26 protein-coding genes are annotated in these 25,184 nt (G+C 45.0%); 6 read left to right on the forward strand and 20 right to left on the reverse strand.

Annotated elements, in window-relative coordinates; translation table 11 throughout:
- Positions 1–3 precede the first annotated feature (3 nt).
- The 8 genes from LDX50_RS06475 to LDX50_RS06510 form a co-directional block, all read right to left on the reverse strand.
- On the reverse strand, positions 4–885 hold the full coding sequence (locus LDX50_RS06475) for an AAA family ATPase (protein WP_225697618.1): 882 nt from the start codon (positions 883–885) through the stop codon (positions 4–6).
- Positions 886–890: 5 nt separating this feature from the next.
- Entirely contained in the window at positions 891–1,421 is a 531-nt protein-coding gene (locus LDX50_RS06480; RefSeq protein ID WP_225697619.1) for an SRPBCC family protein, read from the reverse strand.
- Positions 1,422–1,474: 53 nt separating this feature from the next.
- Entirely contained in the window at positions 1,475–3,868 is a 2,394-nt protein-coding gene (locus LDX50_RS06485) for an aerobic carbon-monoxide dehydrogenase large subunit (RefSeq protein ID WP_225697620.1), read from the reverse strand.
- A 21-nt stretch (positions 3,869–3,889) separates the two neighbouring features.
- The gene (locus LDX50_RS06490; protein WP_225697621.1) at positions 3,890–4,396 is read right to left on the reverse strand and encodes a (2Fe-2S)-binding protein; all 507 of its coding nucleotides are present in this window, start codon (positions 4,394–4,396) and stop codon (positions 3,890–3,892) included.
- Between the two features lie 11 nt (positions 4,397–4,407).
- On the reverse strand, positions 4,408–5,277 hold the full coding sequence (locus LDX50_RS06495; protein ID WP_225697622.1) for an FAD binding domain-containing protein: 870 nt from the start codon (positions 5,275–5,277) through the stop codon (positions 4,408–4,410).
- Positions 5,278–5,426: 149 nt separating this feature from the next.
- Positions 5,427–6,506 (reverse strand): WD40/YVTN/BNR-like repeat-containing protein, encoded by a 1,080-nt coding sequence (locus LDX50_RS06500; protein WP_225697623.1) that lies wholly within the window; start codon positions 6,504–6,506, stop codon positions 5,427–5,429.
- Positions 6,503–6,775, reverse strand: a complete 273-nt coding sequence (locus LDX50_RS06505; RefSeq protein WP_225697624.1) for a MoaD/ThiS family protein — start codon at positions 6,773–6,775, stop codon at positions 6,503–6,505. The genes LDX50_RS06500 and LDX50_RS06505 overlap by 4 nt, the downstream gene beginning before the upstream one ends.
- Positions 6,763–7,098: a hypothetical protein gene (locus LDX50_RS06510; RefSeq protein ID WP_225697625.1), complete on the reverse strand. Its 336-nt coding sequence runs from the start codon at positions 7,096–7,098 to the stop codon at positions 6,763–6,765. Before LDX50_RS06510 ends, LDX50_RS06505 begins: the two co-directional genes overlap by 13 nt.
- 177 nt (positions 7,099–7,275) lie before the next feature.
- Between LDX50_RS06510 and LDX50_RS06515 the strand changes: the two genes are divergently transcribed.
- A complete protein-coding gene (locus LDX50_RS06515; protein WP_225697626.1) occupies positions 7,276–8,292 on the forward strand; it encodes an XdhC family protein in 1,017 nt (338 codons plus the stop codon).
- Here LDX50_RS06515 and LDX50_RS06520 read toward each other — a convergent pair whose 3' ends face one another.
- From LDX50_RS06520 to LDX50_RS06535, 4 genes are all read right to left on the reverse strand, one after another.
- Positions 8,293–9,498, reverse strand: coding sequence for a molybdopterin molybdotransferase MoeA (locus LDX50_RS06520; protein ID WP_225697627.1), 1,206 nt, complete (start codon positions 9,496–9,498; stop codon positions 8,293–8,295).
- A 97-nt stretch (positions 9,499–9,595) separates the two neighbouring features.
- The gene (gene fucP, locus LDX50_RS06525; protein WP_225697628.1) at positions 9,596–10,858 is read right to left on the reverse strand and encodes an L-fucose:H+ symporter permease; all 1,263 of its coding nucleotides are present in this window, start codon (positions 10,856–10,858) and stop codon (positions 9,596–9,598) included.
- Between the two features lie 366 nt (positions 10,859–11,224).
- Positions 11,225–11,461 carry a cold-shock protein gene (locus tag LDX50_RS06530; RefSeq protein WP_225697629.1) on the reverse strand — a complete coding sequence of 79 codons (237 nt, stop codon included), beginning with the start codon at positions 11,459–11,461 and terminating at the stop codon, positions 11,225–11,227.
- Positions 11,462–11,519: 58 nt separating this feature from the next.
- Positions 11,520–13,217, reverse strand: coding sequence for a DEAD/DEAH box helicase (locus tag LDX50_RS06535; protein WP_225697630.1), 1,698 nt, complete (start codon positions 13,215–13,217; stop codon positions 11,520–11,522).
- A gap of 293 nt (positions 13,218–13,510) precedes the next feature.
- On the opposite strand from LDX50_RS06535, the gene LDX50_RS06540 reads away from it, so the two are divergent.
- Positions 13,511–14,380, forward strand: a complete 870-nt coding sequence (locus LDX50_RS06540) for a substrate-binding domain-containing protein (protein WP_225697631.1) — start codon at positions 13,511–13,513, stop codon at positions 14,378–14,380.
- A gap of 3 nt (positions 14,381–14,383) precedes the next feature.
- Here the strand turns inward: LDX50_RS06540 and LDX50_RS06545 are convergent, their stop codons facing one another.
- Both LDX50_RS06545 and LDX50_RS06550 read right to left on the reverse strand, forming a co-directional pair.
- Positions 14,384–15,412: a synaptic vesicle VAT-1 family membrane protein gene (locus LDX50_RS06545; RefSeq protein WP_225697632.1), complete on the reverse strand. Its 1,029-nt coding sequence runs from the start codon at positions 15,410–15,412 to the stop codon at positions 14,384–14,386.
- Entirely contained in the window at positions 15,412–16,302 is an 891-nt protein-coding gene (locus LDX50_RS06550; protein ID WP_225697633.1) for a serine hydrolase, read from the reverse strand. Before LDX50_RS06550 ends, LDX50_RS06545 begins: the two co-directional genes overlap by 1 nt.
- A gap of 89 nt (positions 16,303–16,391) precedes the next feature.
- Here LDX50_RS06550 and LDX50_RS06555 point away from each other — a divergent pair, with 89 nt between their 5' ends.
- Positions 16,392–17,324, forward strand: coding sequence for a mechanosensitive ion channel family protein (locus LDX50_RS06555; RefSeq protein WP_225697634.1), 933 nt, complete (start codon positions 16,392–16,394; stop codon positions 17,322–17,324).
- Between the two features lie 4 nt (positions 17,325–17,328).
- Here the strand turns inward: LDX50_RS06555 and LDX50_RS06560 are convergent, their stop codons facing one another.
- From LDX50_RS06560 to LDX50_RS06575, 4 genes are all read right to left on the reverse strand, one after another.
- The gene (locus LDX50_RS06560) at positions 17,329–17,754 is read right to left on the reverse strand and encodes an SRPBCC family protein (RefSeq protein ID WP_225697635.1); all 426 of its coding nucleotides are present in this window, start codon (positions 17,752–17,754) and stop codon (positions 17,329–17,331) included.
- A gap of 38 nt (positions 17,755–17,792) precedes the next feature.
- Positions 17,793–17,966, reverse strand: coding sequence for a C1orf53 family protein (locus LDX50_RS06565; RefSeq protein ID WP_225697636.1), 174 nt, complete (start codon positions 17,964–17,966; stop codon positions 17,793–17,795).
- A gap of 90 nt (positions 17,967–18,056) precedes the next feature.
- Positions 18,057–18,512: a hypothetical protein gene (locus LDX50_RS06570; RefSeq protein ID WP_225697637.1), complete on the reverse strand. Its 456-nt coding sequence runs from the start codon at positions 18,510–18,512 to the stop codon at positions 18,057–18,059.
- Entirely contained in the window at positions 18,512–19,588 is a 1,077-nt protein-coding gene (locus LDX50_RS06575) for a hypothetical protein (protein ID WP_225697638.1), read from the reverse strand. Before LDX50_RS06575 ends, LDX50_RS06570 begins: the two co-directional genes overlap by 1 nt.
- A gap of 98 nt (positions 19,589–19,686) precedes the next feature.
- Here LDX50_RS06575 and LDX50_RS06580 point away from each other — a divergent pair, with 98 nt between their 5' ends.
- From LDX50_RS06580 to LDX50_RS06590, 3 genes are read left to right on the forward strand one after another with little or no spacing between them, the layout of a single operon-like run.
- Entirely contained in the window at positions 19,687–20,238 is a 552-nt protein-coding gene (locus LDX50_RS06580; RefSeq protein ID WP_225697639.1) for an RNA polymerase sigma factor, read from the forward strand.
- A gap of 10 nt (positions 20,239–20,248) precedes the next feature.
- Complete coding sequence (locus tag LDX50_RS06585; RefSeq protein WP_225697640.1) at positions 20,249–21,145, forward strand: FecR family protein; 897 nt, start codon at positions 20,249–20,251, stop codon at positions 21,143–21,145.
- Between the two features lies 1 nt (position 21,146).
- The gene (locus LDX50_RS06590) at positions 21,147–23,672 is read left to right on the forward strand and encodes a TonB-dependent receptor (protein ID WP_225697641.1); all 2,526 of its coding nucleotides are present in this window, start codon (positions 21,147–21,149) and stop codon (positions 23,670–23,672) included.
- Here the strand turns inward: LDX50_RS06590 and LDX50_RS06595 are convergent.
- Together LDX50_RS06595 and LDX50_RS06600 are read right to left on the reverse strand one after the other, a co-directional pair.
- On the reverse strand, positions 23,669–24,895 hold the full coding sequence (locus tag LDX50_RS06595; RefSeq protein ID WP_225697642.1) for a protoporphyrinogen/coproporphyrinogen oxidase: 1,227 nt from the start codon (positions 24,893–24,895) through the stop codon (positions 23,669–23,671). The genes LDX50_RS06590 and LDX50_RS06595 overlap by 4 nt on opposite strands.
- Positions 24,896–24,934: 39 nt before the next feature.
- Positions 24,935–25,183 carry a hypothetical protein gene (locus tag LDX50_RS06600; RefSeq protein ID WP_225697643.1) on the reverse strand — a complete coding sequence of 83 codons (249 nt, stop codon included), beginning with the start codon at positions 25,181–25,183 and terminating at the stop codon, positions 24,935–24,937.
- Between the last annotated feature and the right edge of the window lies 1 nt (position 25,184).

The following is a 25,184-nucleotide window of genomic DNA, read 5'->3' on the forward strand; positions in this document are numbered from 1 at the left end:
CACTCAGGTGTTTACATCTTCCAGTAAATTTTCTATTCCTCTTGATTTGAGTAATTGAATATCTGATTCAGACTTTAATACGCAACCGATAGTCTTTTCAATATATTCAGCGGTGAATGTATCTGAATGCAGCGCAATTAAGCTGTGAGCCCAGTCGAGTGTTTCTGCAATTCCGGGTGTTTTTTGCAATTTCAATTCGCGAAGTGCGTGAACGTATTTCACGAGCATTTCAGCGATATCACTGCTAATGGACGGATATTTTTTGCGCAAAATATTGATCTCCTTCTCAAACTCCGGATATTCAATCCAGTGATACAAACAACGCCTCTTCAGGGCATCGCTGAGTTCCCGCGTCCTGTTGGAGGTTAACAGGACAATGGGCTTGTGGGTTGCTTTGATGGTTCCCATTTCCGGGATAGAAATCTGAAAATCAGATAACAATTCAAGCAGGAATGCTTCGAACTCCTCATCTGCCCGGTCAATCTCATCAATCAAAAGCACGGGTGCCTTATCAGTTCGTGTTATGGCCTGCAGAAGAGGTCTTTTTAACAGGAAATCCTCGCCGAATATATGAGCTTCCTTTTCGGTAGCCGACAAAGCGGAATTTTCATTGATCTTTATGGAAAGCAACTGCTTCTGGTAGTTCCATTCGTAAATGGCAGTATTCACATCGAGTCCCTCATAACACTGTAAACGTATAAGGTCTGTTTCCAGGTATGAGGCGATGATATGGGCCGCCTCGGTCTTCCCAACTCCCGGAGGTCCTTCCAGTAATAATGGTTTCTCCAGCTTCAACATCAAAAGAAGAACCGTTGCCAGTTCTTCTTCTACAATGTATCCAAGCTGGTTAAACCGATCAATGAATGCCTGAATGTCTGCTATCATCTTGCTCAGCTATCGCCTTTCTTGAAAAACCCTTTAATTACAGATCCCATCATGGAACCTGCTTTAAGCTCGTTATTGAATTCTTCGCCTGCCAGCATATGTTTGAAGTTATCTACAAACTGGTTCATCAGCTGCGCAGAAACGTCATTGATAAGTCTGGAACCAAACTGGGCAAGCGTTCCCTGAATGTTAACAATCATTTCAAAATCCACTTCAGTACCACCTTCAACTTCCTTGGCACCTCCATTCATTGTCATATCAGCACTGCCTTTTCCTTTGGAATCCAGGCCTTTGCCTTTCAGAACCATAGTATGATTGGCGTTATCCATTTTCTCGATGGTGATTTGTCCGTCATACTTTGATTTCACCGGACCGAACTTGAGACTAACTTCTCCCTTGTAGTTGTTATCATCTATTTGTTCAGTGATTGAGGCCCCCGGAACACATCCTGAAATAGCCATTGGGTTGCTCAAACCTGCCCATACTTTTTCAATAGGTTCTTCGAGTTTGAAATTCTTTGTGATTGTAGCTTCCATAATTATTTTGTTTGAAAGGTGCCGGTTGAATACCGGCACCTCATACTTGTTTACTATTCTGAAATTTTCTTATCAAGCACTCCTTTTTCCTTCAAGGCCTTAAAGATCTTGTAAGGGGTAATCGGAATATCAAGATGAGTAATTCCATATGGCTTAAGTGCATCCACAATCGCATTTGCAATCGCCGGAGGTGCACCTACAGTTGGTGATTCACCAATACCCTTAGCTCCTATCGGATGATGAGGAGACGGAGTTACCGTATGGCCTGTTTCCCAGCTGGGAGATTCCACAGCAGTAGGAACCAGGTAATCCATGAAGGTACCATTCAGAATGTTTCCATCCTCGTCATAAATGAGCTCTTCGTACATCGCCGGAGCGAGTCCCTGGGTGAGTCCGCCATGAACCTGTCCCTGGGCTACCATCGGATTAATGATGTTTCCGGCGTCATCGATCGCCACAAAGCGTCTCACCTTGATCTCGAAGGTTTCAGGGTCAATATCCACAACGCAGATATATGCACCAGACGGGAAAGTAAGATTCGGAGGATCATAGTAGTGAGTTGCTTCAAATCCTGCTTCCATCCCCTGAGGGTGATTCGTATATGCTGCGAAAACAATCTCCTGAATGGTCTTGGATTTCTCAGGCACATCCTTCATGCCTTTCACATAGAATTTTCCGGTTTCCCATTCAAGGTCATCCTCGCTTACCTCCAACAGATATGCTGCGATCTTTCGCGCTTTGTCGCGAAGCTTTCGGGCAGCAATCGCTGCGGCAGCTCCTGCCGTTGGCGTACTGCGGCTCGCATAGGTTCCAAGTCCGTACGGTGCAGTATCTGTATCACCTTCTTCAACCTGGATATTGCTTGCAGGAATTCCCAGTTCCTCGGCAATGATCTGGGCGTAGGTGGTTTCATGACCCTGTCCCTGTGACTTTGTTCCGAAGCGTGCGATCGCTTTACCAGTTGGGTGTACCCTGATCTCTGCGCTATCGAACATCTTGATACCCAGGATATCGAAATCCTTCGATGGACCGGCACCTACAATTTCAGTAAAGGTTGACAGTCCGATTCCCATTAGCTCACCTTTCTTACGCTTCTCAGCCTGCTCTTTTCGAAGACCGTCATAGTCGACCGCTTTCATGGCTTTCTCAAGTCCCTGCACGTAATCTCCGCTATCATATTCCCAGCCGGTTGGCGAATGGTATGGGAACTGATCTTTCTGAATGAAATTCTGGAAACGTACAGCCGCGGGGTCCTTACCAATTTCAAGCGCATACCTGTCGGTAATACGTTCGATGGCGTGCACCGCTTCCGTTACACGGAATGAACAACGGTAAGCAACTCCCCCCGGGGGTTTGTTGGTGTAGACTGCATCAGCTTCCATAAATGCATGCGGATAATCATATGACCCGGTTCCGATCGAGAACATTCCGGTAGGGAATTTCGAAGGATTTGCCGAGGCATCTGTGTATCCATGATCTGCCAGTACTTTCATGCGGGTCGCGAGGATCTTACCGTCCTTGGTTCCGGCCATCTCTGCTGTAATATGGTAATCACGGGCAAATGAATCTGCCTGCAGGTTTTCACTGCGGTCTTCAATCCATTTAACCGGTTTTCCAATCAGGAATGAAGCAGCAATAGCAATCACGTAACCAGGATACACAGGAACCTTACCTCCAAATCCACCTCCGATATCAGGTGATATCACGCGGATCTTTTCCTCAGTTAAACCAACATGTCCTGCCACCAGTGCAATTACCGTACGGATTGCGTGCGGTGCCTGGGTGGTCATGTACATGGTCAGGTGATTGTTGATCTTGTCATAGTCTGCAACACATCCGCACGTCTCGATCGACGAAACATGAATTCGGGGAATGTGCATCTGCTCTTTTACTACAACCTCTGCCTCATTGAAGATCTTTTCTGTTTCTTCTTTCTGCCCTACTTCCCAATGCCAGATATGATTGTCTTTTTTTCCTTCTTTATCTGTCCGCAATACAGGGGCATCAGGCTCAAGTGCCTTATATGGATCTACAACGGCTTTCATGGGCTCATATTCCACGCGAACTGCTTCACGTCCGTCACGAGCGCCGTATTTGGTAGTAGCGATAACCGCTGCCACTTCCTGTGCCTGGTACATAACGGTATCCGTAGGAAGTACCATTTGTGTATCCGACATCAGGGTTGGCATCCAGTGCAGGTTATATTTTTCCAGGTCCCTGCCCGTAACTACGGCAAGAACGCCCGGTACCTTCATGGCCTCCGTGGTGTCGATATTTTTGATCTTTGCGTAAGCGTACGGACTGCGTACAATATCCATGTACAGTGTGCCGGGTAGTTTGACATCATCAACATAATGTCCTTTTCCGTGCACGAACCGGTCGTCTTCCTTTCGCTTCATCGAGTGGCCCATGCCACTGATTTCCTTCGATGTTTTACATTGTATCATCTATGCGTTGGTTTGAGTTCGTTAATCAATAAATTCAGGTTCTGTAGAAGGCAATTCCTCTCCTCTCATCTTGGCTCCCGCATATATAATGGCCTTCACAATATTATTATAACCGGTGCATCTGCATAGATTTCCGGAAATACCCCATCGGATTTCTTCTTCCGTCGGGTTAGGATTTTTTTCGAGCAGCTCTTTGGCGCGCAGCATCATTCCCGGCGTACAGAATCCGCAGTGCAGACCGTGATTTTCCTTGAATCCTTCCTGCAAGGGATGCGGACCGTCGGCTGTTGCCATTCCTTCAACTGTCATGATCTCCTTACCTACTGCCTGGATTGCCAGTATCGTACAGGACTTGGCGGATTTGCCGTCTATCAGGATTGTACAGGCGCCGCAGCTTGAGGTGTCACATCCGATATGCGTACCGGTAAGGCTGGCATTTTCCCGGATAAAATGAACAAGCAGTGTTCTGGGCTCAATTTCGGAGGTATATTCAGCTCCATTGATTTTTAAAGTGATTTCTTTCTTCATGGTAACTTGGTTTAGCTCTGCGCCCTTTCCAGCGCTTTGGTTATCATTCGTTTCGTTAAGACTTTGATGATCCGTCTCTTGTAATCTTCATCACCCCGAAGGTCGGTAGATGGATTACAGTCTTCAGAAGCATATTGTGCGGCTTTTTCAATGGCATCCGCATCAACGGTGGTTCCTACCAGTGCTTCTTCGGAACGCTTTGCACGCAGTGGTGTCGGGTTTACATTGGTAAGTCCGATGCCAGCACTTGTGCAAACACCATTGTCATCAAGAACGATCTGTACTGCCACACCTCCTGTCGCGTAATCACCAACCTTTCGTTCCGTCTTATGATAGGCATTTCCATATTTGCCTTCAGGCAACGGAATGCGAATCTCTGTCAAAATCTCTCCGTCCTGAACTGCTGTCGCATAGAAGCCATAGAAAAAATCATCGATCCCCACTGTTCTTTTCCCTTCTAACCCGGTGATTTCAACTTCTGCATTTAATGCGATCATAAGTGCGGGATGGTCATTTGCCGCATCACCATGGGCTAGATTACCTCCTATGGTTCCGAAGTTACGGACCTGGGGATCGGCAATCAGCTTGGTTGCGTCTTTAAAGATTTGAAAATGATCTATCACATGGTGTGACTCCTCCAATTCAACTTCACGCGTCATCGCACCAATTTTCAGATAATCATCTTCAATGCGTACATACGATAGACCTGGAATATTATTCAGGTCTACTAAATGTTCCGGTTCCGCGAACCGTAACTTCATCATGGGGATCAGGCTGTGCCCACCCGCCAGGATTTTTGCTTCATCACCTAACTCGTTGAGAAGCTTCAGTGCTTCATCCAGTGTTGAAGGCGCTGAATAATCAAAGGATGCTGGGATCATAATTTAATTGTGGTTAGAATTTTATAATGCGTTATCGTGTTCATTCTACACATTAATATAAGTTTAAACTGATAAATCCGTGTATTGTTTTGATTTTTTTAAAAATAATTCCTGTTTCTGTGGTTTATTTTCATTCTGACAGAATTTACTCATTTTATTCCAATTTTTACAGTATTTACCTTTGTAAGATTTGCCATAATCAGCTTCCATTCGGGACTTCCTGAATCGCTGAAATATAAATTGCCATTGGTTGTTCCGAAGAGCATATTCCGGCCATTTTTAGCGAAGGCATGCCGAAGTACAATATCAAATACCGGCGGTTCAGGAAGACCGTCATTCATCTCCTGCCAGCTGCTGCCATAGTCAGAAGTCTGGTACACTTTTAACTGCAATTCAGGAGCGACACGTTGCTCATCGCTTTCCACAGGAATCACCCAGGCCCGGGCCGGATCTTCATCGTCTATCGCAATGGCGAATCCGTAATAGGGCATTCCGTCTTTGCCTGAAACATCATTCCAGCTTGCACCGGAATCCCTGCTCACATAAATGCCGCAATGATTCTGTTGCCAGAGCACATTCCGGTCTACAGGATGCTGCAGCAGAAGATGCGGATCATGGCCAATCTCCACATGCGGATTTGGAAGGTATGCTGCCACCAGACCGGAATTGCGTGCTTCCCATGACTTTCCGCCATCCGTAGTTTCGAAAACACCCGCACAGCTGATGGCGATATACACATGGTCGCTGTTCAACGGGTCAACTACAATGGAATGAATAAAGGGGTGATCACTGCCGGCACCGAACCACTGCCCGGGATTATTTCGGCTGGGATGATTCCACAAGCCTGTCACAAGCTGGAAAGACTTTCCATTATCGTCGCTCTCAAATAAAGCACCGGGATCTGTTCCCACCCAGATATTTCCTGGCTTGTCGGTATTTGCATTTGCCATACACCATAACTGACGAACCCTGGCGCGGCTGCCATCGGGCATCGTGGCATCCTCAAAAACCGGTGTAGGTGTTTCATGCCACGTATTTCCAAAATCTTCAGAATAATGAAGCTTTTGCCCCCAATGTTTGTGTGAAATGCCCACCCACCATCGCTGATCACGTGAATCAATATGCAGCATGGTGATGGAAAATCCCTTGAAGTAAATTGCTTCGAGTTTCGGGCCGTCCAGATCCAGGACTACCAGGCCCTTTGCAGTTCCTATGAGCGCATAACTCATCCGCCCGACAGCGCTTGAAATATTAATACTTCATTGGCTGGTCTGACCGGATCGGAGAGCTTATTACGGTCATGAATAAGATCTTCATCAATAAAGATATTCACATGCTTGCGGAGGCTTCCGTCTTCTTCCAGCAAGTAGGCTCTGATGCCGGGATAGATCTCTTCTGCTTTGGTAATCACATCGCTTACATTGCCGGCCTCTACCTGAAGTTCCTTCAGATCGGGAAAAAAGCGATTCAATGCGGAAGTGAATTTTACTGTTGCCACGATGCAAATGTCTTTTGAAAAAATCCTTTAACCGTTGCCGTAAAAGATGAAAAGCTGCCATTTATCCAGATCGCCAGAATAAAGAGTATACTTCCGGCAGTATAATACTCTGAGGGAATAATTAACTGATGGGTAAGTGTAATCAGTACAAAACCGGTAAAGGCTACAATAAATGCAGCCCAGGTCTGCCGTCCTTTAAAGTTCATGAAAAGCATTGCCACGATGGCAATCCCGAGTACGATGGGAATGTAGGACACCCAGTTGTTCTCAGTAAAATACATATCCGAGCCGCCGCACATGGTGACCGCACTGGCATATGCCATGATGCAGATGGGACATTTAGGAATTATGATAACAAGAAGCGTACTCAAAACAGAAGAGCCTGAAAGGAAATTTGCCTTTCTGTTTGTTTTGGTTTTGCATGTTGTACACTTGCTATCCATGGAATATTTTTAAAAACGATACTATAACAAAATAAATTATAGATAGTTTTGAATTATATGAGGGAATATATTGAAAAAATTAAAGAATGGAGCGCCGCTCATAAAATTGTAGCGATGGCCCGGGTAGTTCAAACATGGGGGTCTTCACCCAGACCCGCTGGTTCACTGATGTTTATAGATCCGGAGGGTAACATCTCCGGCTCGGTGAGCGGGGGTTGTGTCGAAGGTGCCGTGGTAAAGAAAGCCCTGGAAGTGATTCCTACCAAAACCGATGTTCCGCTGAAGTATGGAGTTTCAGACGAAGATGCTTGGTCGGTAGGTTTATCCTGTGGAGGAAGTATACAGGTGTATTTGCAGACCGTTGATTTTTCTGATGGTATTTGGCCTGAGCTTATTAAAAGTGTCGAAGCCAATAAGTCGGCCATCCTGGTCACATCCCTCGACGAAGGTGAATCATCCAATACCCTGATCCTTGAAGACGGTCAGGTTCTAGGTGAATTCCTTACTGATGAAATTCTCAATGAAGCCCGTGATGCTTATTCAAAACGTATCCACAAGACCTTTACCCATGGGGATACGCACTACTTTATACAGTTGTTTCCGCGAAAGAGCCAGCTTCTTATCATTGGAGCTGCCCATATCACCGTTGATCTGATCACACTGGGCAATATGTATGATTTTGATACGGTAGTTATTGACCCGCGTGGTTTCTTTGCCGATCACACAACATTCAATGATGCACCCGGGCATCTTATCAAAGCCTATCCATCGGAAGTGCTCAAAGATTTTACCCTGGACGCATATACGTTTGCCGCAATTCTATCGCATGACCCTAAAATCGATGATGACGCATTGCAGGTTCTCCTGCCTTCCGAAACCGCCTATATTGGTGCACTCGGAAGCCGGAAAACACATGAAAAGCGTATTCGCCGCTTAAAGGATAAAGGGATGAGCGACGAATTAATAGAAAAAATACATGCGCCGATCGGATTGCCCATTCATGCAAAATCTGCACGTGAGATTGCGCTCTCGGTTATGGGGCAGATCATCTCAGAGAAAAACAAATACCTGTAATTACTCCCGGTAAAAGATCAGGGGATACACTTCACCCTGCTGGAACAGGTCTTTTCCTGAAGGCAATACGATAAATGCCTCTGCATCCACGAGGTTGGCCAGGTCTCCCGAGCCGTTACCTTTTACCGGCGTAGCCAACAGTTCGGCATTTTCTGAATAGGAAATTTTCACTTCCAGAAAATAGGTAAGATCAGGTTTGAAATGGACATCTTCAGTAAGCATCGCCCTGGGCTGCGGCGGAATCTGCTGATGCAGACACTTTTGAAGCCAGGGCTTAAAATACTGCTGCATACACATAAAAGAAGAAACCGGATTGCCGGGAAAGGCAAATACGGTGGCGCGGTCATGTACACCAAACCAGAACGGTTTTCCCGGGCGCTGTTTAATCTTATGGAAAAGTTTTTTTACACCAGCCACTTCCAGTGCTGCGGGGAGAAAATCAAATTTGCCTCTTGAGACTCCCCCACTGATCAGAATCAGGTCATATGACTTGAGATATTGATCAAGTGCTTCAGAAATTTCACTTTCATCATCTTTCAGGTGAGCGGTTTCAACGGGTACCCCGAAATAGGAAAGCACCGTTTTCAGTCGGTATACATTGCTTCTTCGAATTTGATGAGGTTCCGGCACTTCATGGATATCTACCAGTTCATCTCCCGTAGATATGATGATCGTTTTAGGAAACCGGCTCACGCGTACCGTTGACTTCCCAACTGTGGCACAGACACCAATTTCGGGAGAAGATATCTTTACTCCGGGGGTAATGATGCAGGATCCGGCTGTACGGTCCTCCCCTTTCATATGTATATTCTGATGTTTCGTAACTGCCGGCACCTCGATGGTTGCCTGACGCCCGTCGATGAATACATCTTCATAGCGAATAACTGCATCTGCATTTCTGGGCATCACCGCCCCGGTCATTACCTCCAGGCACGCGCTTGAGTCCCGCAATTCATGCTGCTTATCACCCGCTGCTGCTACTCCTTCAATCAGAAAAGTGCGCTGCCCTTTTTTAAAGGCCGCATGTGAAATGGCTATACCATCCATCGTTACGCGGTTATAAGGAGGAAAATCACGGTCAGCCACGATTTCGTCTCTGAGGATACGGCCGAGGGCATTTTCCAGTTCGACAGATTCAGTGCCAAAGTCCCTGGTATGCTGAAGTACAAGATTTAGTGCGTCTTCAACGGTTATGAGATTTTCCATATTAGCTTCAGATCAATTTTCGTGAATATACACAATGAACAATCCACAGGCTAAAAATCTGCACAACTAAAGACCCCCATGCTGTTAAAATAGTGTATCAGGCCGGCCTGTTAACTGATCTGTTGGAAAGGCCGTATATACCCACTGCAAGCAGACAGATGAGAGGCACCATGAATGAGATCTGGATAGAGGATAATTCATCGGAAAGGAAACCCTGAACCGCGGGCAATAGCGCCCCTCCGAGCATAGCCATGATCAAACCCGACCCTGCCATTTTCTGATCATTGCCAACACCAAGCAATGCCAGTCCGAATATCGTAGGAAACATGAGTGACAAACTCGCCGAAATCGCTACCAGTGCGATAACCCCCGTTAATCCGCCTCCAATAATCGATACCAACAAAAAGACAGCTCCTCCGAAAGCAGCCGTGGCCAGCAGTGATCCGGCTGAATAACGTTTCAGTAAACCTGTGAACACAAATCTGGAAACGGTGAATAACACGAGTGCAGAAAGGTAGTATGAGGATGCGTCGGACTCATCAATATTCAATTCCTGCATGGCATAGCGTATGGTAAAAGACCATATGCCGATCTGTGCACCCATGTAGAAAAACTGAGCCATTACGCCATTTCGGTAATTCCGCTTCCGGAAAAGACGTGCCAGTGTAGCGCTTACATTTACATTTCCGTCTGATTCTGACGCCTTCGGCATATTGGTAAAATAGATGAGCAACCAGAGCAGGAACAGAACCCCTGCTACGCCAACATACGGTCCCATAACCGCTCCTAATTCAGCTTGTTGAATGCTTGCGAGTTCATCTGCACTCAATGTGGAACGGGTCCCGGAATCGGCTACATTTAATTGATCGAGTATAAAAAATTTACTCAGTAATACTCCGGTGATTGAACCAATGGGGTTGAACGACTGGGCAAGATTAAGGCGCTGTATACTTGTAGCCTCATCCCCCATTGCCAGGATATAGGGATTGGCAGTGGTCTCAAGAAATGATAGTCCGCCCGCCAGCACAAACAGCGCTGCCAGAAAATGTCCGTAAACCATGGTCTGACTAGCCGGATAGAATAACAGCGAGCCCAGGATAAAAAGTCCGAGGCCTACGAGAATTCCGGTTTTGAAGCTGAAGCGCCGAATAAGAATTGCTGCCGGAAGTGCCAGGCAGAAATAGGAACCATAAAACGCCAGCTGAATCCAGGAGGTCTGAAAATCGGTCATACTCATGATCCGCTTGAAGGCAGACAACAATGTATCCGTCATGTTATTCGCCACACCCCACGCAAAAAACATGGAAGTAACAAGAATAAAGGGGAAGAGATATGCACTGGATACGGACTTCCTTGTCATAAGTTCAGAGCTTAAAGGAATCCTAAAATCGATTAATTTTTTCAGCCAAACAAATAATTTAAATAGTAATCATTAAAGGCTAATAATCAATGTTTTATGAAATTTATGGCTAATTTGAGGGATGAGAGACCCCCTCACTTCAGGTTAAGTTTTATGCGGATTATACAGACATAACCTATTCTTACCTGGAATGGGGCTATGCGGTTCTTGCAGGTTTTGAAAAATACAGATTAGCCTGGTGCCTGCACTCCGGTTTAATGGCATCAAGGAATATGGCTATGCCTGAAACTTCAGGAAGTTATTCAATAACGGAGCTATTTTAAAAAATTAAGTTGGTAAGACTTCTATAGCTTACCAACCGGAAGATCAGTCCTTATCGTCCTGATCTTCTTCCCTGAAATCTTCTTTACTCACTTCATCAGCATCTTCCGGCGGCTCTGAAGTAATATTTCCAAATTCGTCTACGTATGCGATCATATCATCGAGATCCGCCGGCGCCTGGTCCTTGCGGTCCTCCTTCTTTTGCATCTTTTCAGCTTTCTTTTTTCGCTTCTGTTCAGCTTTTTGCTTCTTAAGGAATGAATTGAAATTTTTTCTACCCAAAATAGTTTTAGTTTAAATTAAAAATTGAAGAACATCCCGTCTCTGCGGGATGTGCCCGTTAGCGTCTTCCCCGGGCTAAACGGCGGCTGCCCTTCTTTACTCTCCGGTTGCTGTTACCTTCTTTCTTGCCGCGGCTCCTACCGCCCTCAGGCTTTCGTCCACCCTGTTCATCACGGTTAACCCGTATGTTTCGGCCTTCCACTTCAATCCCTTCGAATTTTTCGCTCAAGCCCTGTGACTTTGATTCTTCAATATCAAAAAACGCGCAGTTCTTTTGCAACGATAATTCCCCAAAGTGCTTTCGGGGTATATCTGAAATATCCGAAAGAAAATGAAGAAGGTCACCCTTTGTGATGCCATCTATAGAGCCCACATTGATAAAATATCGATGGAATCCATTTGATGACCGGGTTTCCTTTTTCTCCCCGAATTGCTCGTTCAGGTCTGAAGTCTCCCCCTCCTGCGTGATCAGATGATCAAGCTGTGTGGTAATCAGTCTCTTTAATATATCCTCTTTGCTTAAATGTGCAAATTGTCCGTGTAATTTAGCCAGAATAATTTCTGCCTGGTCATCTACTTTTGTATTGATGATCAGATCAGCCCAGTGATTGATGCGGCTGATTTTCATTTCGTCCAGTGCCGGAACCTCTATCTTCTCGAAGGTTATGTTAATCGTTTTTTCAAGTTCCTTGATCTTGCGTCCTTCACGGGCATTGATGAATGCCAGTGAAATCCCTTTCTTCCCAGCACGGCCGGTACGACCGCTTCGGTGTGTGTAGCTCTCCAGCTGATCCGGCAATGTATGATGGATCACATGTGTGAGATCATTCACATCGATACCCCTCGCCGCAACGTCGGTGGCTATAAGTAATTGCATTGACCGGGTCTTAAAGCGTTTCATAACCGCATCCCGCTGGGCCTGGGAAAGGTCTCCGTGAAGTGCTTCCACCCCATATCCCATATTGCCCAGGTCATCAGCGATCTGTTGTGTTTCACGCTTGGTTCTGCAGAACATTATACCGCGCATGTCAGGCTGCATATCAAGAAAGCGGCGTAATGCCGGTATCTTGTTCGAAGTTTTTGTTACCACATATTTGTGGGCGATATCTTTGTTGCTCTTTTCCTCAGCATTAATGGAAACCTCTTTGGGGTTCACCATATATTTTTTCACAATACGACGTATTTCCCGTGGCATAGTGGCAGAGAAAAGCCATGTGACACGTTCTTCCCGCGTATGTGAAAGGATCTCGTCGATATCTTCCTTGAAACCCATATTAAGCATTTCATCGGCTTCATCGAGCACTACGTACCGAACGTGCTCGAGATTAACGGCCCGGCGCTTTATGAGGTCCAGGAGACGTCCTGGTGTGGCAACCAGAATTTGTGTGGGTTTACGCAAAGCCTTTATCTGGTTGGTGATGGCGGCGCCGCCATAAACCACTTCGATATTCAATAGTCTGTTATTGGCAGAGAAATCGGAAAGTTGTTTTGCTGTTTGCTGCCCCAGTTCCCTTGTGGGAGCCATGATCAGGGCCTGTGTTGCTTTATTTTCGTTGTCGATCAGATCTATCAGGGGCAAACCAAATGCAGCTGTTTTACCGGTACCCGTTTGTGCGAGTCCAATAAAATTCGTAGGATCATTCTGTAATAAAATTGGAATTGCTTGTTCTTGTACGGGGGTTGGGGTGTCAAACCCAAGATCTTCAAGGACGTCCAGAACGTTTTTCGAGAGTCCTAATTTTTTAAATTTATTCAATAAATAGGTGTTAAATGAGCTACAAAGGTACGGAGATGCAGCGTTATTACTATTGAAATTCAAATAATTGTAAGGGAATAAGGCTTTAAATGGAATGGAGGCTGTTTGTGGTCCCTAAAAAGAAGAATCCCGGCCTGTGCAAGCCGGGATCCGGGAAATCGATGGGTTATTCATCGAGTGCTTTTTTATCTATACCGCGTCTTTCACCCAAATGGTTGCGTCAAATTTTTTCTCATCCTTAAATTATCCGGTTATTTTCCAGCATTTTGTAATTTGGTCTTAAATCAAGCGGAATGACACTTACAAGAGTTCGTATCGGGGGTGTTCCGGAACACTTCAATTATCCATGGCATCACGCCATTAATTCGGGTAAATTCCGAAATATGGGAATTGATGTTCAATGGATCTCCTATCCGGGCGGAACCGGGCAAATGACGCAGTCACTGCGTAACGACGAATGTGATATCTGTATGGTCCTCACAGAAGGTGCGATCGCTGATATTGTAAAGGGGAATCCTTCCCGGATTATTTCGGGTTATGTTCAATCACCGCTTATCTGGGGAATACATACCGCACCCGAAAAACAAGCCATACCACGATCAGATCTCTTCGGAAAACGCTTCGCCATCAGTCGGTTTGGATCAGGGTCACACCTGATGCCGATCGTTCACGGACTGATCGAGGGTAAGAAAATCAAACAGGATCACTTTATTATAGTGAATGACATCGATGGTGCTATTTCATCCCTTCAGAATGATGAAAGTGACATTTTCTATTGGGAGAAATATACAACGAAACCCTATGTAGAGAGAAAGCAACTAAATCGGATTGATGAATTTGTCACTCCCTGGCCCTGCTTCATGATCATGGCGACCAATCGCATCATTGATTCGCATCCGGAAATCCTGGATTCCATCCTGCGCATCATTCATCAGGAATGTGATGATTTTATGTCACGCAGCGATGCGCCGGATCTGATATCCCGTGAATATGGCATACAACCCATGGATGCGCGTCATTGGTTCCATGCGACAGAATGGTACACCAATTCATGGGTAAGTAATAAAATGCTCAAAAGCGTTCTTTACACCCTTCTTCAGGCTGGCATCATTGCCGATAGTGGCGATACAGCAGACCTGGTCTGGAAGAGAAAAAATGATTGAATATCAGGCAGGTGTTCTTATGACTACCTTACCCATGGTTTTTCCGGACTGAAACAACTTCAGCGCTTCGGGAAGCTGATCGAATTCAAAAGTATGCCCCACATAGGGTGCCTCCAGTTCCATGGCATGAAGTTCAGGGATAATCTGATGCATCAGGGCTTTCTGATCATAAAGCCAGATCAGGTTGAATCCCAGAATACCCTTATTTGATTCAATCATTTTTTGCGGGTCAATTTTAGGTCTTGCCAGGTATAAACGGGCCAAACGTATCCAGTTCGGCGTATTGGATGTATCTCCGTAGCGGGCAGATCCATACACGATCATCCTGCCTTGCGGAGCCAGTGCCTCATAACCGGCCTTCAGAATATCTCCTCCTATACACTCCATGACTATATCAAGTGATCTGCCGCTTAGGGACTTCATGAGGTTTTCTCTAAAGTTTTGATCTCTGACGATCCACCCCTGATATCCTTCCTTTTTCAATAATTCGACCTTGGATGCTGAACCCACAGTGCCGATTGTATATGCCCCTGACTTCTGCGCCATTCGGTTCGCAAGTAGTCCCACACCTCCTGCGGCGCTATGAATGAGAACGGTTTTTCCGGGTTTGAGATCCCCCAGCGAGTACAGACCATAGTATGCAGTTAAGGCCTGAACCAAAAAGGCAGCACCTTCTTCATAACTCCATGAATCCGGAAGGGGAACCAGGTAATCCTGATCTATATTGATCATTGTGGCATAACCGCCGAAACGAGTAACTCCCATTACCTTATCACCGGGTTTGAACCCTGTTACACGGGCTCCTACTGTTTCAACAATTCCTGAATATTCCAGTCCAGGGATAAAGCTTTCTTTTGGGGTAGCGCTGTACAACCCAAGAATGGCAAATATATCTGCAAAGTTCAACCCGATCGATTTCACCTTTACCTGGACCTCATCAGGTTCCGGTGGGTTGATCCCTTCCTTTTTTCGAAGGAGCCTTTTCAGGTTTCCTGCTTTATCGATGCGGTAGACCTCCCGTTCGCCGGACATTACCTGGAAACCTTGAAATCGTAAATAATTTTTGAAATATCTGCCAGGGCCTCTTCTGCAGCTTCACGATCGCCATGATCACTCGAGAGTAGTATTAAAACGTATGATCCTCCATCAGGCAGAAACACAATTCCCGAATCATGCTGAACACCTGTAATGGCACCTGTCTTGTGCGCTACCTTTACATTAGCAGGAAGTTTGGCAGGAATGATATGATTGAATTGCTGGTCCATCAGAATATCAACCATCTCTGCTGATGCTCCTTCACTCACAAGGTTCCCGCGGGCAAGTTCAGAGAAGATCAGCATGAGATCATACGCGGTTGTGATATTGTTCATGCCTTCTTCGTAGGCTTTGAGATCTTCAACGCCCCGCAGCACCTGAATATCATGTGCTCCAAGTTCGCGCATCGAATTTGTTGCATTATCTGCACCCACAAGTTCGACGATCAGATTGGTTGCCAGGTTGCTGCTCTTAATTACCATATCATAGGTAAGGGATGCGATAGTTTTTTTCTTACCAACCATCTCATACAGTGATTTTTCGCTGTCGGAAGATGCAGGAAGCGTGTATTCACTGCCATCCGCCAGGCTGATAAAAGTGGTTTTGATCTCAATCGAATCTGTAAGATTAAACTTGCCTTCAGAAGCCTGCTTGTAAACCTCAATAAGCACCGGGGTTTTCATGGTACTCGCTGCATGAAATATCCTGCGTGAATTCATCAGAAGCGTGTCACCTGAATTCAAATCAAGATAGGCAACCGCAAAATTGCCAACCACTCCGTCCAGGCGCTGATCGATACTCTTTTGTAATATTTCCATTTTCGTTTCTTTCTCACACCCCGTAAGGATCGCAAATAGCGCCAACAACACGATCACATTGAATTTCATAGATTTCAAAAATAGCAATTCGTATGGTTGCATGAAATGAACGATATATTTTTATTACTTTAACCGTTGGGAATTAAAAGAAGCTATTAATGACAGCACCCGTCATCAATTGGATCGAAGAACACTGGAATATTCCAGGGAGTCTGCAGGAAAAGATTTTTTACAGCCTGTTGGCAATCTTCATACTATCTCTTTTTCGATTTCTTGCCAATAAGCTGATATACCGGACTTTCACTGATGTGAAGGTAAGGTATATGTGGAAAAGCTGGGTGAAAAATACGATCTATTTCCTCCTGCTTATCATCATTATGACGATCTGGCTGGAGGGTATTGAATCATTGGCTACATTCCTGGGTCTTGTGAGTGCCGGTCTTGCGATTGCACTCCAATCACCGATTGTAAACCTTGCCGGCTGGCTTTTCATTATCATTCGCAAACCATTTGAAGTTGGAGATCGCGTGCAGGTGGGCAATCACGCCGGAGATGTAATTGACATCCGGTTTTTTCAGTTTACAATTAATGAGATTGGTAATTGGGTTGGTGCTGATCAAAGTACCGGACGGATCATTCATATTCCCAACGGCCAGGTATTTAACATTAGCCAGGCGAATTACAACCAGGGTTTCTCACATATCTGGAATGAAATAACCGTACTGGTAACCTTTGAGAGTAATTGGAAAAAAGCCAGGAAAATACTCGAGGAGATCATTAACCGTCATGCCGACCAGCTTTCTGAAACAGCTGAACAGCGGTTACTGGAAGCTTCCAAGAAGTTCATGATCTTTTACAGCAATCTTACCCCATTCGTTTATATCAAGGCTGAGGACAGCGGAGTGCTGCTCACCATCAGGTATCTCACATTGCCCAAAACGAGACGGATCACTGAACATCGGATCTGGGAGAACATCCTGGAGGAGTTTGCCAAGGAAGAGGACATTGACTTTGCCTATCCTACACAGCGGATATACTACAACCCGAGTGAGGGCAAAGGCGGGACCATTAAAAACCCTCTGAAGCACTGATTACCTAAAAATTCTTAAAATACTTTTTGTATTGCCATACCCTTGGAAGAAAGGCGAGGTATAAAAAGGGATATGTAAGCATTGTTAACACTGTGTTACCCATGCTAAAAGTGATGCGGTCTTCTATGCGGGCTCCATCACCATCCTTGAAAACATGATGTTCGTGATGCCAATTCTTCAACCCAAGAGGAAGAATTACGCCTTCGTCAACAAAAAAGGCATGTTCATTCTCCTCGTGATCCTGTGTGATTTTGCTTTTCCATTCCATGTTCAAGGGAAACCTCAAGTGGACAATATCTCCGGATCGTGATCCGTCAAAGCGGAGAAGCTTTGCCCCTGGTGGTAACAGGAATTCAAATAATGTTCGGTCAAACGCACGAAAGACCGATTGCCAGTCTCCTTTGACATCAGAGCGCAGTATAATCTTCATAATTCAAAAACAGCCATACGTACACTTATGTTCAGCAACTAAGCGCCCCAGGGATTTTCAGGCTTTGAACGTCTTTGGGGTGGTTTGTCATACGGACAGTGACGACAACCGCTTCCACAGCAAAACCCTCGTCGGCGAAGATATTCTTCTGTGAATACCAGGTTGCCGTTTTCGATGTAATAATCCCGACCTTTGGCAGGTTTACTTTCCATTAGCTTAAAATAAAATAAACCTGCCCCTTTTTACAGAGGCAGGTTACCCACTAACCACATCGAGACGAAATGGTTCTCTTTAGTATCTATTTACTTTCTTTCGAACGTCAGAAAATCAGTTCCTCCATTGCCGCCACTCACATCGATCAGCTCAATTTTTGAAGAGGTCCGTGATTTGATATCCCAGTCATCGCTTAACTCGGCGAATTTTTCCGGCGAAATGAAATTAATATTGAAATCAATATCTCCTTCATCCGGGTTGTCATCATTGCTGTCGTCGTCACGTGTTACCGACCATGTTCCGGATACTTCTGTTGATCCATTCTTTGCAATAATCGAACCATTTTCGTTGAAAGTAAACGTATAGCCGGCATAGTCAGCCGTTTCATCCTTATCATCGAAATAGTAGGTAATGATCCAGTCGCCCGACTTAGCCAATGACTGGACATCTTCAATCTGAGATTGTATATCAGGTGTAACTTCGTTGTCGTCGCAGGCGGCTAATATCATTATCATTCCCACCAGCAGGTAATTCAGAGATTTCATCAATTTAGTTTCTTTAAGGTTAAAAATGCGGTGTCTTCATCCGTCTGTTCTTCCAGGTCGTCGGTTGATTTTATTTCTGTTTCGTCGTAAGAAATGATTTCCCAACTATTCTTTAGTGCCTTTATGGCATCATCCAGATCTACACCATTGTCTTCTATGGATATTTCAAGTTCAATATTTCCGGAGTTTCCATCAGACTCCCATGTACCCACGATTTCGCGGTCATTATTTTTCAGATGCAGAATCCCATCAGGCCTGAATTCAAGGATATACGACTGAAGATCTGAGGTATAATCGATCTCATCATTCAAAAGCGAGACCATCCAGCGACCATCGGTGATTACAGATACAAATTCACTATCATCGACATCATCATCGTCGAAATCGTTATCATCATCTTCATCACAGTCGTCGGCCACATCTTCAATAAGATCTTCCAGACTGTCATTGTCCCTTACTACTATCTCCTGTCCGTCCCAAAGCACAATAGTTATTGGGAAGTTGAAGCTTATAAAGTCGTCATCATCGAGGTTATCAATCAATTCATAGAGTTCCTTATCGTTGTTGATTGTAATTACATCAGCCAGTTGATTTGAAGCATCGTAAACCGATATCGTAAAAGGATATTCGAAGTCAAGACATTCGATGTCATCATCGGCTCCACCTTCGGTACAATCTTCAGTAAGTGCCTCCAGTTGATCTTCATTGTTTACCAGAATCTCTGAATAGTCTGAAGTGACAACCGTAATTGGATATTTAATATCAAAGGAATCGTCATCATCACTCTCCTCAATGAGTTTTTCCAGGTCATCCAGGTCATCGGAAGAACTTACCAGGTATTCAATATCATTCAGATATACGCTGTATGGGAAGGCGAGATATATGCAACTCGAGCCATCAACAATATTGTCGAATGAACCATCATTGGTAGCAGTACGCTGTATAAGGATCGCTGTCTGGGAATTGGCCGTAACCACATTTTGTGGTGATGGATCGGTGATTTCAACAACTTCCTCCTGGCATCCTGATAGTGCTGCAACGAGCAAGGCGAAAATGAGTGTAAAGTTTATTTTCATGTTAAAAATTTTGTGCTTTCACATACTAAACCGGTTGAGTAACCAGATTCCTACCCTTGGATAAAAAAAACTTTTAAATTGGTAGCAAAATTATCCTGATGGCAGAAGAATCCGGTGTTTGTAAGGAAGAGCTTTTTAATGGTATTTTTCGGAAATACTCGAAAGATCTGTATCAGTTCCTTTATTATAAGTTCGGTGCAGACCGGAATCCCGAAGATCTTGTACAGGAAGCTTTCCTGAAATTATGGAATAATTGTGCAAAGGTACCTCCTTCAAAGGCCCGGTCTTTTCTTTTTACAGTGGCGAATAACCAAATGCTTAATGACCTGGACCGCGCTAAAACAGCTCTCAAATACAGGAATGAGGCAGATTTAAGGCATATCGACAAGGAATCACCTGACTATAAAATGGAAGAAAGTGAATACAGTGACCGGCTCAAAGCTGCGATAGATTCGCTGAGTGAAGAACAGCGGGTTGCGTTTTTACTGAACAGAATTGAGGATAAATCGCATAAGGAAATCGCAGAAATGCTGAATATATCCAGAAAGGCAGTTGAGAAGAGAATCTACGGCGCCCTGAAAAAAATCAGAAAATTTCTCGAAAAAAGTGATGATGAGGGTAGGAATCCCGAACCTCCGCCGGTTATATAACCAGAATACCATGAAAAACGAGGAAATTATACAGAAATGGCTGCGGAATGAGCTGACCGATGCGGACAAGCAAATTCTTATTGATTCAGGCGACTGGGAAGAACTTCAGCGCATGATGAAGGCACTTTCAAATTTTCGTGCCCCTGAATTTAATGTGGAGGAACAACTTTCAGTATTACAATCGAAACAGCACCGCAAAGCTTCAAAACAACGCTGGCTGTTGCCTGTATTCCGCGTGGCAGCGGCTGTTTTGCTGCTGATCAGCGCATATGCTGTCTTTTTCAATAACCCGCTCACAGAATATCAGACGCGTGCCGGAGAGGCGTTGTCGTTTTATCTTCCAGATTCAACGCAGGTAGATATGAATGCTGAATCATCTGTTAGCTATAGTAAAAACGAATGGCAGGCGCAACGGACTGTGAACCTGCAGGGAGAAGCATATTTTGATGTAATTCCGGGATCAGTCTTTGACGTGAACACATCCAACGGGATCATCAGGGTCGTCGGAACTGAGTTCAACATTCGTTCACGCGATAATTATTTCGAAGTGACATGCTATGAAGGAAAGGTATCCGTTATAAGAGGAAAGACAGCTGAGCTGCTTACACCCGGGGAAAGAGTTCGTGTTTTTAATGGCCAACTGACACTTGATAAGATTGAACTGGAACCGGCTCGAAATGGCATACAACGTTATGAGGAAAGCCACTTCAAGAGTGTTCCGTTATTTGCTGTTGTTGATGAGCTGTCCAGACAATTTGATATTGAAATTGAGTTGAATAACCAGAAACGCGATATCGTATTTACGGGTGCCTTTACGCATGAAAACCTTGAATTGGCACTACGGGCTGTTTGTATCCCGCTGGATTTGAATTTTGAAATATCAGAGAATCGTGTGATTATAAAATAACTTGACTGCTCTAAAGTATTACCCACTGGTACTTGCAGGCTTTCTTCTTTGTTTCCAGGCATTTGGCCAGGATCCGAATAATCCGGAAAGCCGTCCCCTCCGACTGATTCTCCAGGAAACAGAACAGAAATTTGACGTTTCGTTTTCGTATGCCGATTCCATACTTGTGAATCTTTCCTGTAAGACACCCGACTATTCACAATCATTAGATGCAGTCCTTCAATATATTTCTTCGGAAACAAAGCTGGTCTTTGAAAAGATTGATGACAGGTTTATTGCGATAAAAAGAGCTCCTGACAAAAAACCTGAACTAGTACGCATCTGCGGCAAACTCATGGATCGCATTTCAGGTGAACCGATACCTTTTGCTTCCATTGTTGCAGGCGATAAATTCACCACGAGCGATAGCAATGGAAATTTTCAAATGGAAGTTCAGGCGGATGCGATCATACAGATCCGATCATTGGGATACATTGCATTTGAAGGAAGTGCAGATAGTTTGACTTCCTGTAACCCTGTTCAGCTGACTCCTTCGGTGACTACCCTGGATGAAATTGTTATTCGTGAGTATCTTACAGCAGGAATCGACCTTACCGCAGGAGGAATTTACAAGGTGTCCGGTCAGCGCCTGGGTATGCTGCCGGGGCTCATAGATCCGGATGTATTGCAGTCGATTCAGACCCTTCCCGGGATTCAAAGTGTTCAGGAGTTGGTAAGTGACATCAATATCCGGGGAGGCACACATGATCAGAACCTTATTTTGTGGGATCACATTCGCATGTATCAGACCGGCCATTTTTTTGGCCTGATCACATCTTTCAACCCGTACCTCACTAACGAGGTAAGCCTCATTCAGAACGGAACCCCCTCCTGGTATAGCGATGGTGTTTCAGGTACATTAGATATACGAACGGAAAATACCATCGCCGATGAATTTAGCGGTGGTGCAGGAATAAATATGATCAGCGGAGATGTATTTGCACATGTTCCGATCATTCCGAATAAACTGTCAGTACTCCTTTCTGCCAGAAGATCGATTGCCGACCTTGTAAGATCCCCCACCTACAGGTCATACTATGAAAGGGCATTTCAAAATTCGGATATTACCGGCGGTAGTGACACGAGTTTGGTATCAAAACAGGAAGACTTCGTGTTTAATGACATCTCTGTAAAAATCCTGGCTAATCCCGATAAAAAGACGCCAATCAGAATTAACTTCATGCGTGCAGCCAATGAGATCTCCTATGAAGAGAGTGCGCTGGTAGGTAACGAGCAAGAAACCCGAATCAGCGGCCTGAACCAGCAGAGCACTGCTCTTGGACTGGATGTTTCAAGGAATATCACGGGCGATTTGACTTTAAGGGGACGAATGTATTATTCGTCTTATTCACTGGGCGCCACAAATAATGACATATTCAATAATCAGCGCCTTATCCAGGAAAACGACGTACTTGATACAGGTCTGAAATTTGATCTGCGTTATGCACTGAATCCCAATCTCCTTCTGGAGGCCGGATATCATTTTACCGAAGTTGGGGTAAGTAACCTGGAAGACCTTAACAATCCGGAATTCAGGCGATATGTAAAACGTGTATTGCGCACACATGCCGGATATGCCGACATTACCTATCAGTCATCCAGTAAAAATACCTGGCTGCGCGCAGGCGGGCGGGTGAATTATCTGGACAAGTTTAACCGGTGGATCCCCGAGCCACGCTTTTCATTTAGACAGAAAATCTACGGACAGCTCTTTCTTGAAATTGCGGGAGAACGTAAGTCGCAAACGCTGGCCCAGGTAATTGATTACCAGACAGATTTTTTGGGCGTGGAAAAAAGAAGGTGGATTCTGGCCAATGACGGAGACATTCCGGTAATTATTGGCAGCCAGGCATCAGCTGGTGTTCAATTTAAAACAGATAATTTCATTGTGCGCACCTCTGCCTACTACAAATATGTGGAAGGTGTAACCACCGCTAGTCAGGGCTTCCAGAATGAATATCAGTTTGACCGCATTTCAGGAGAATATGAGGTACGTGGCGTGGATGTTTTATTGAATTATCGTCGTGAGAACTGGAATTCATGGATCACCTATACCCTTGGTGAAAACACTTTTTCTTCAGACTCTCTATCTCCTTCCTCCTTCCCTAACACATTGGATATCCGGCATACGGTTTCATCCGGACTGTCATTTGAAACAACCAGCATCAAAATTGCAGCTGGGATTAACTGGCACAGCGGGAAGCCTTACTCGAGACCCGTTGAGATCGGGCCTGCAAGACAAATTACCTTTGAATCGGTCAATAATTCAAGGCTCGACTATTATCTTCGGCTGGATGCTTCTGCGGCTTATAAATTCAGTCTCGGCGGAAAAGTGCGTGCGGAGACTGGCATTTCTGTGTGGAATATTCTGGACAGAACCAATACCGCCAATATATTTTACAGGGTCGATGATAACGACCAAATTGAAGAGATCAGGCAGAATGCACTTGGATTTACGCCAAACGTGATGTTCAGGATCTATTTCTAATAATTTGAATTGGCAACTGCCTCTGCTGCAATTCGCCCACTGGTCATGGCGGCATTCAGCGATGGATTCAGAAGGTGATCTCCTGCAAGAAAAATATGCTCCTGTATCTTAGCTTCCGTTGGCTGTATGAAACATTGCATATCGTCAATAACGGGAAGAGCCTGAGCAATCGTAAATACCCCGACCTCCTTTAAACGACGGCCGGTAACATCTTCCATCTCCTTACGTACCCTTTCAGAAAACGAAGATGTGTCTGCGACCGGCCCAATGACCGTAGCCGATAGAAGCGAACTTCCAGCGGGTGCATATCCCGGATAAATATCCGTCATAAAACAAAAATTATTGACCAGTCGGTCCTCGCCCGGCAAAAGTCCGATTAACGGCTTTCCAATTGACGAGGATTCGGCGCTAAAATAGAAATTGGTCACCTCATGAAATTCAGCTCTTTCATGCCCCAGGCCGTTCAGGATTTTTGCCGGATGTGTAGCAATAATCAGATCGTCATATTCAAATGTCTGATCCCCGGCACTCACAATCCCGGGTTCGACCTGATCGACCTTCACATTGAATTTAATCTCGGTTCTCTTTAGTTTATCTGATAACTGCCCGGGGATGGCCTGAATCCCTTCAGCAGGAATGGCAGCTTTTCCTTCTGCGAACATTTTGAAAACAAATTGAAACATGCGGCTGGAGGTTTCCAGCTCATTTTCCAAAAATATCCCGGCAAAAAATGGTTTAAAAAACTGGCTGATAATGCGCTCTGAGAAACCATAGGATCTAAGAAAATCGATTGTGGCAACAGAAGGCTGTTCAAATATTTCGGAGATAGAAAGGGATGTCACCCGTGACGCAAGTTTTATCACTTTCAATTTATCTGAAAGTGTTCCGATCCCGGAAAAAAGCATTGGAATGGCCGCCGCCCAGTTCCTTCGCGGGTCAAGCAATGTGGTTGTTTTATTTTCTCCGAATATCATAGCGCCAGGCTCAAAATACTGGAGGTCCAGCGCATCAAAGTCAAGATATTCCCGTGCCTCCGGATAATTGGTAAGTAACACCTGAAATCCATGGTCCATGTAAAAACCGTCACGCACAGTGGTCTGCACCCTGCCACCGACCTTGCTATCCGCTTCAAGGATCAATGGCGAATATCCTCTTTTTTCCAGTTCGATGGCGGCCACCAGCCCGGAAATACCAGCACCGATAATTATTACTTTTTTATCCATGTCCAAGAAACAACCGGTTTAGTAAAGTGTTTGAAAGACTTATTTCCAGCGATCATCCCAATCATTCTCCAGTGCGGCTCTTCGGATTCGTTCGCGGAATTCCGGTGTGTGGATGTAACCGGTCTCCCGGCTACTGGATGTAAGGTGGTAGAATCCGCAAATTTCACAAAGATAGATCCCATTCGGACTACCCGCTCGTTCCCCGTACTTCGCCAGTACACGCACCAATTCTTCCTCGGCTATTGTACGGTTATCATGACAGACTTTTCCTGAAGAGCAATTTCTCATG

This window comes from Fulvivirga sedimenti (assembly GCF_020328055.1).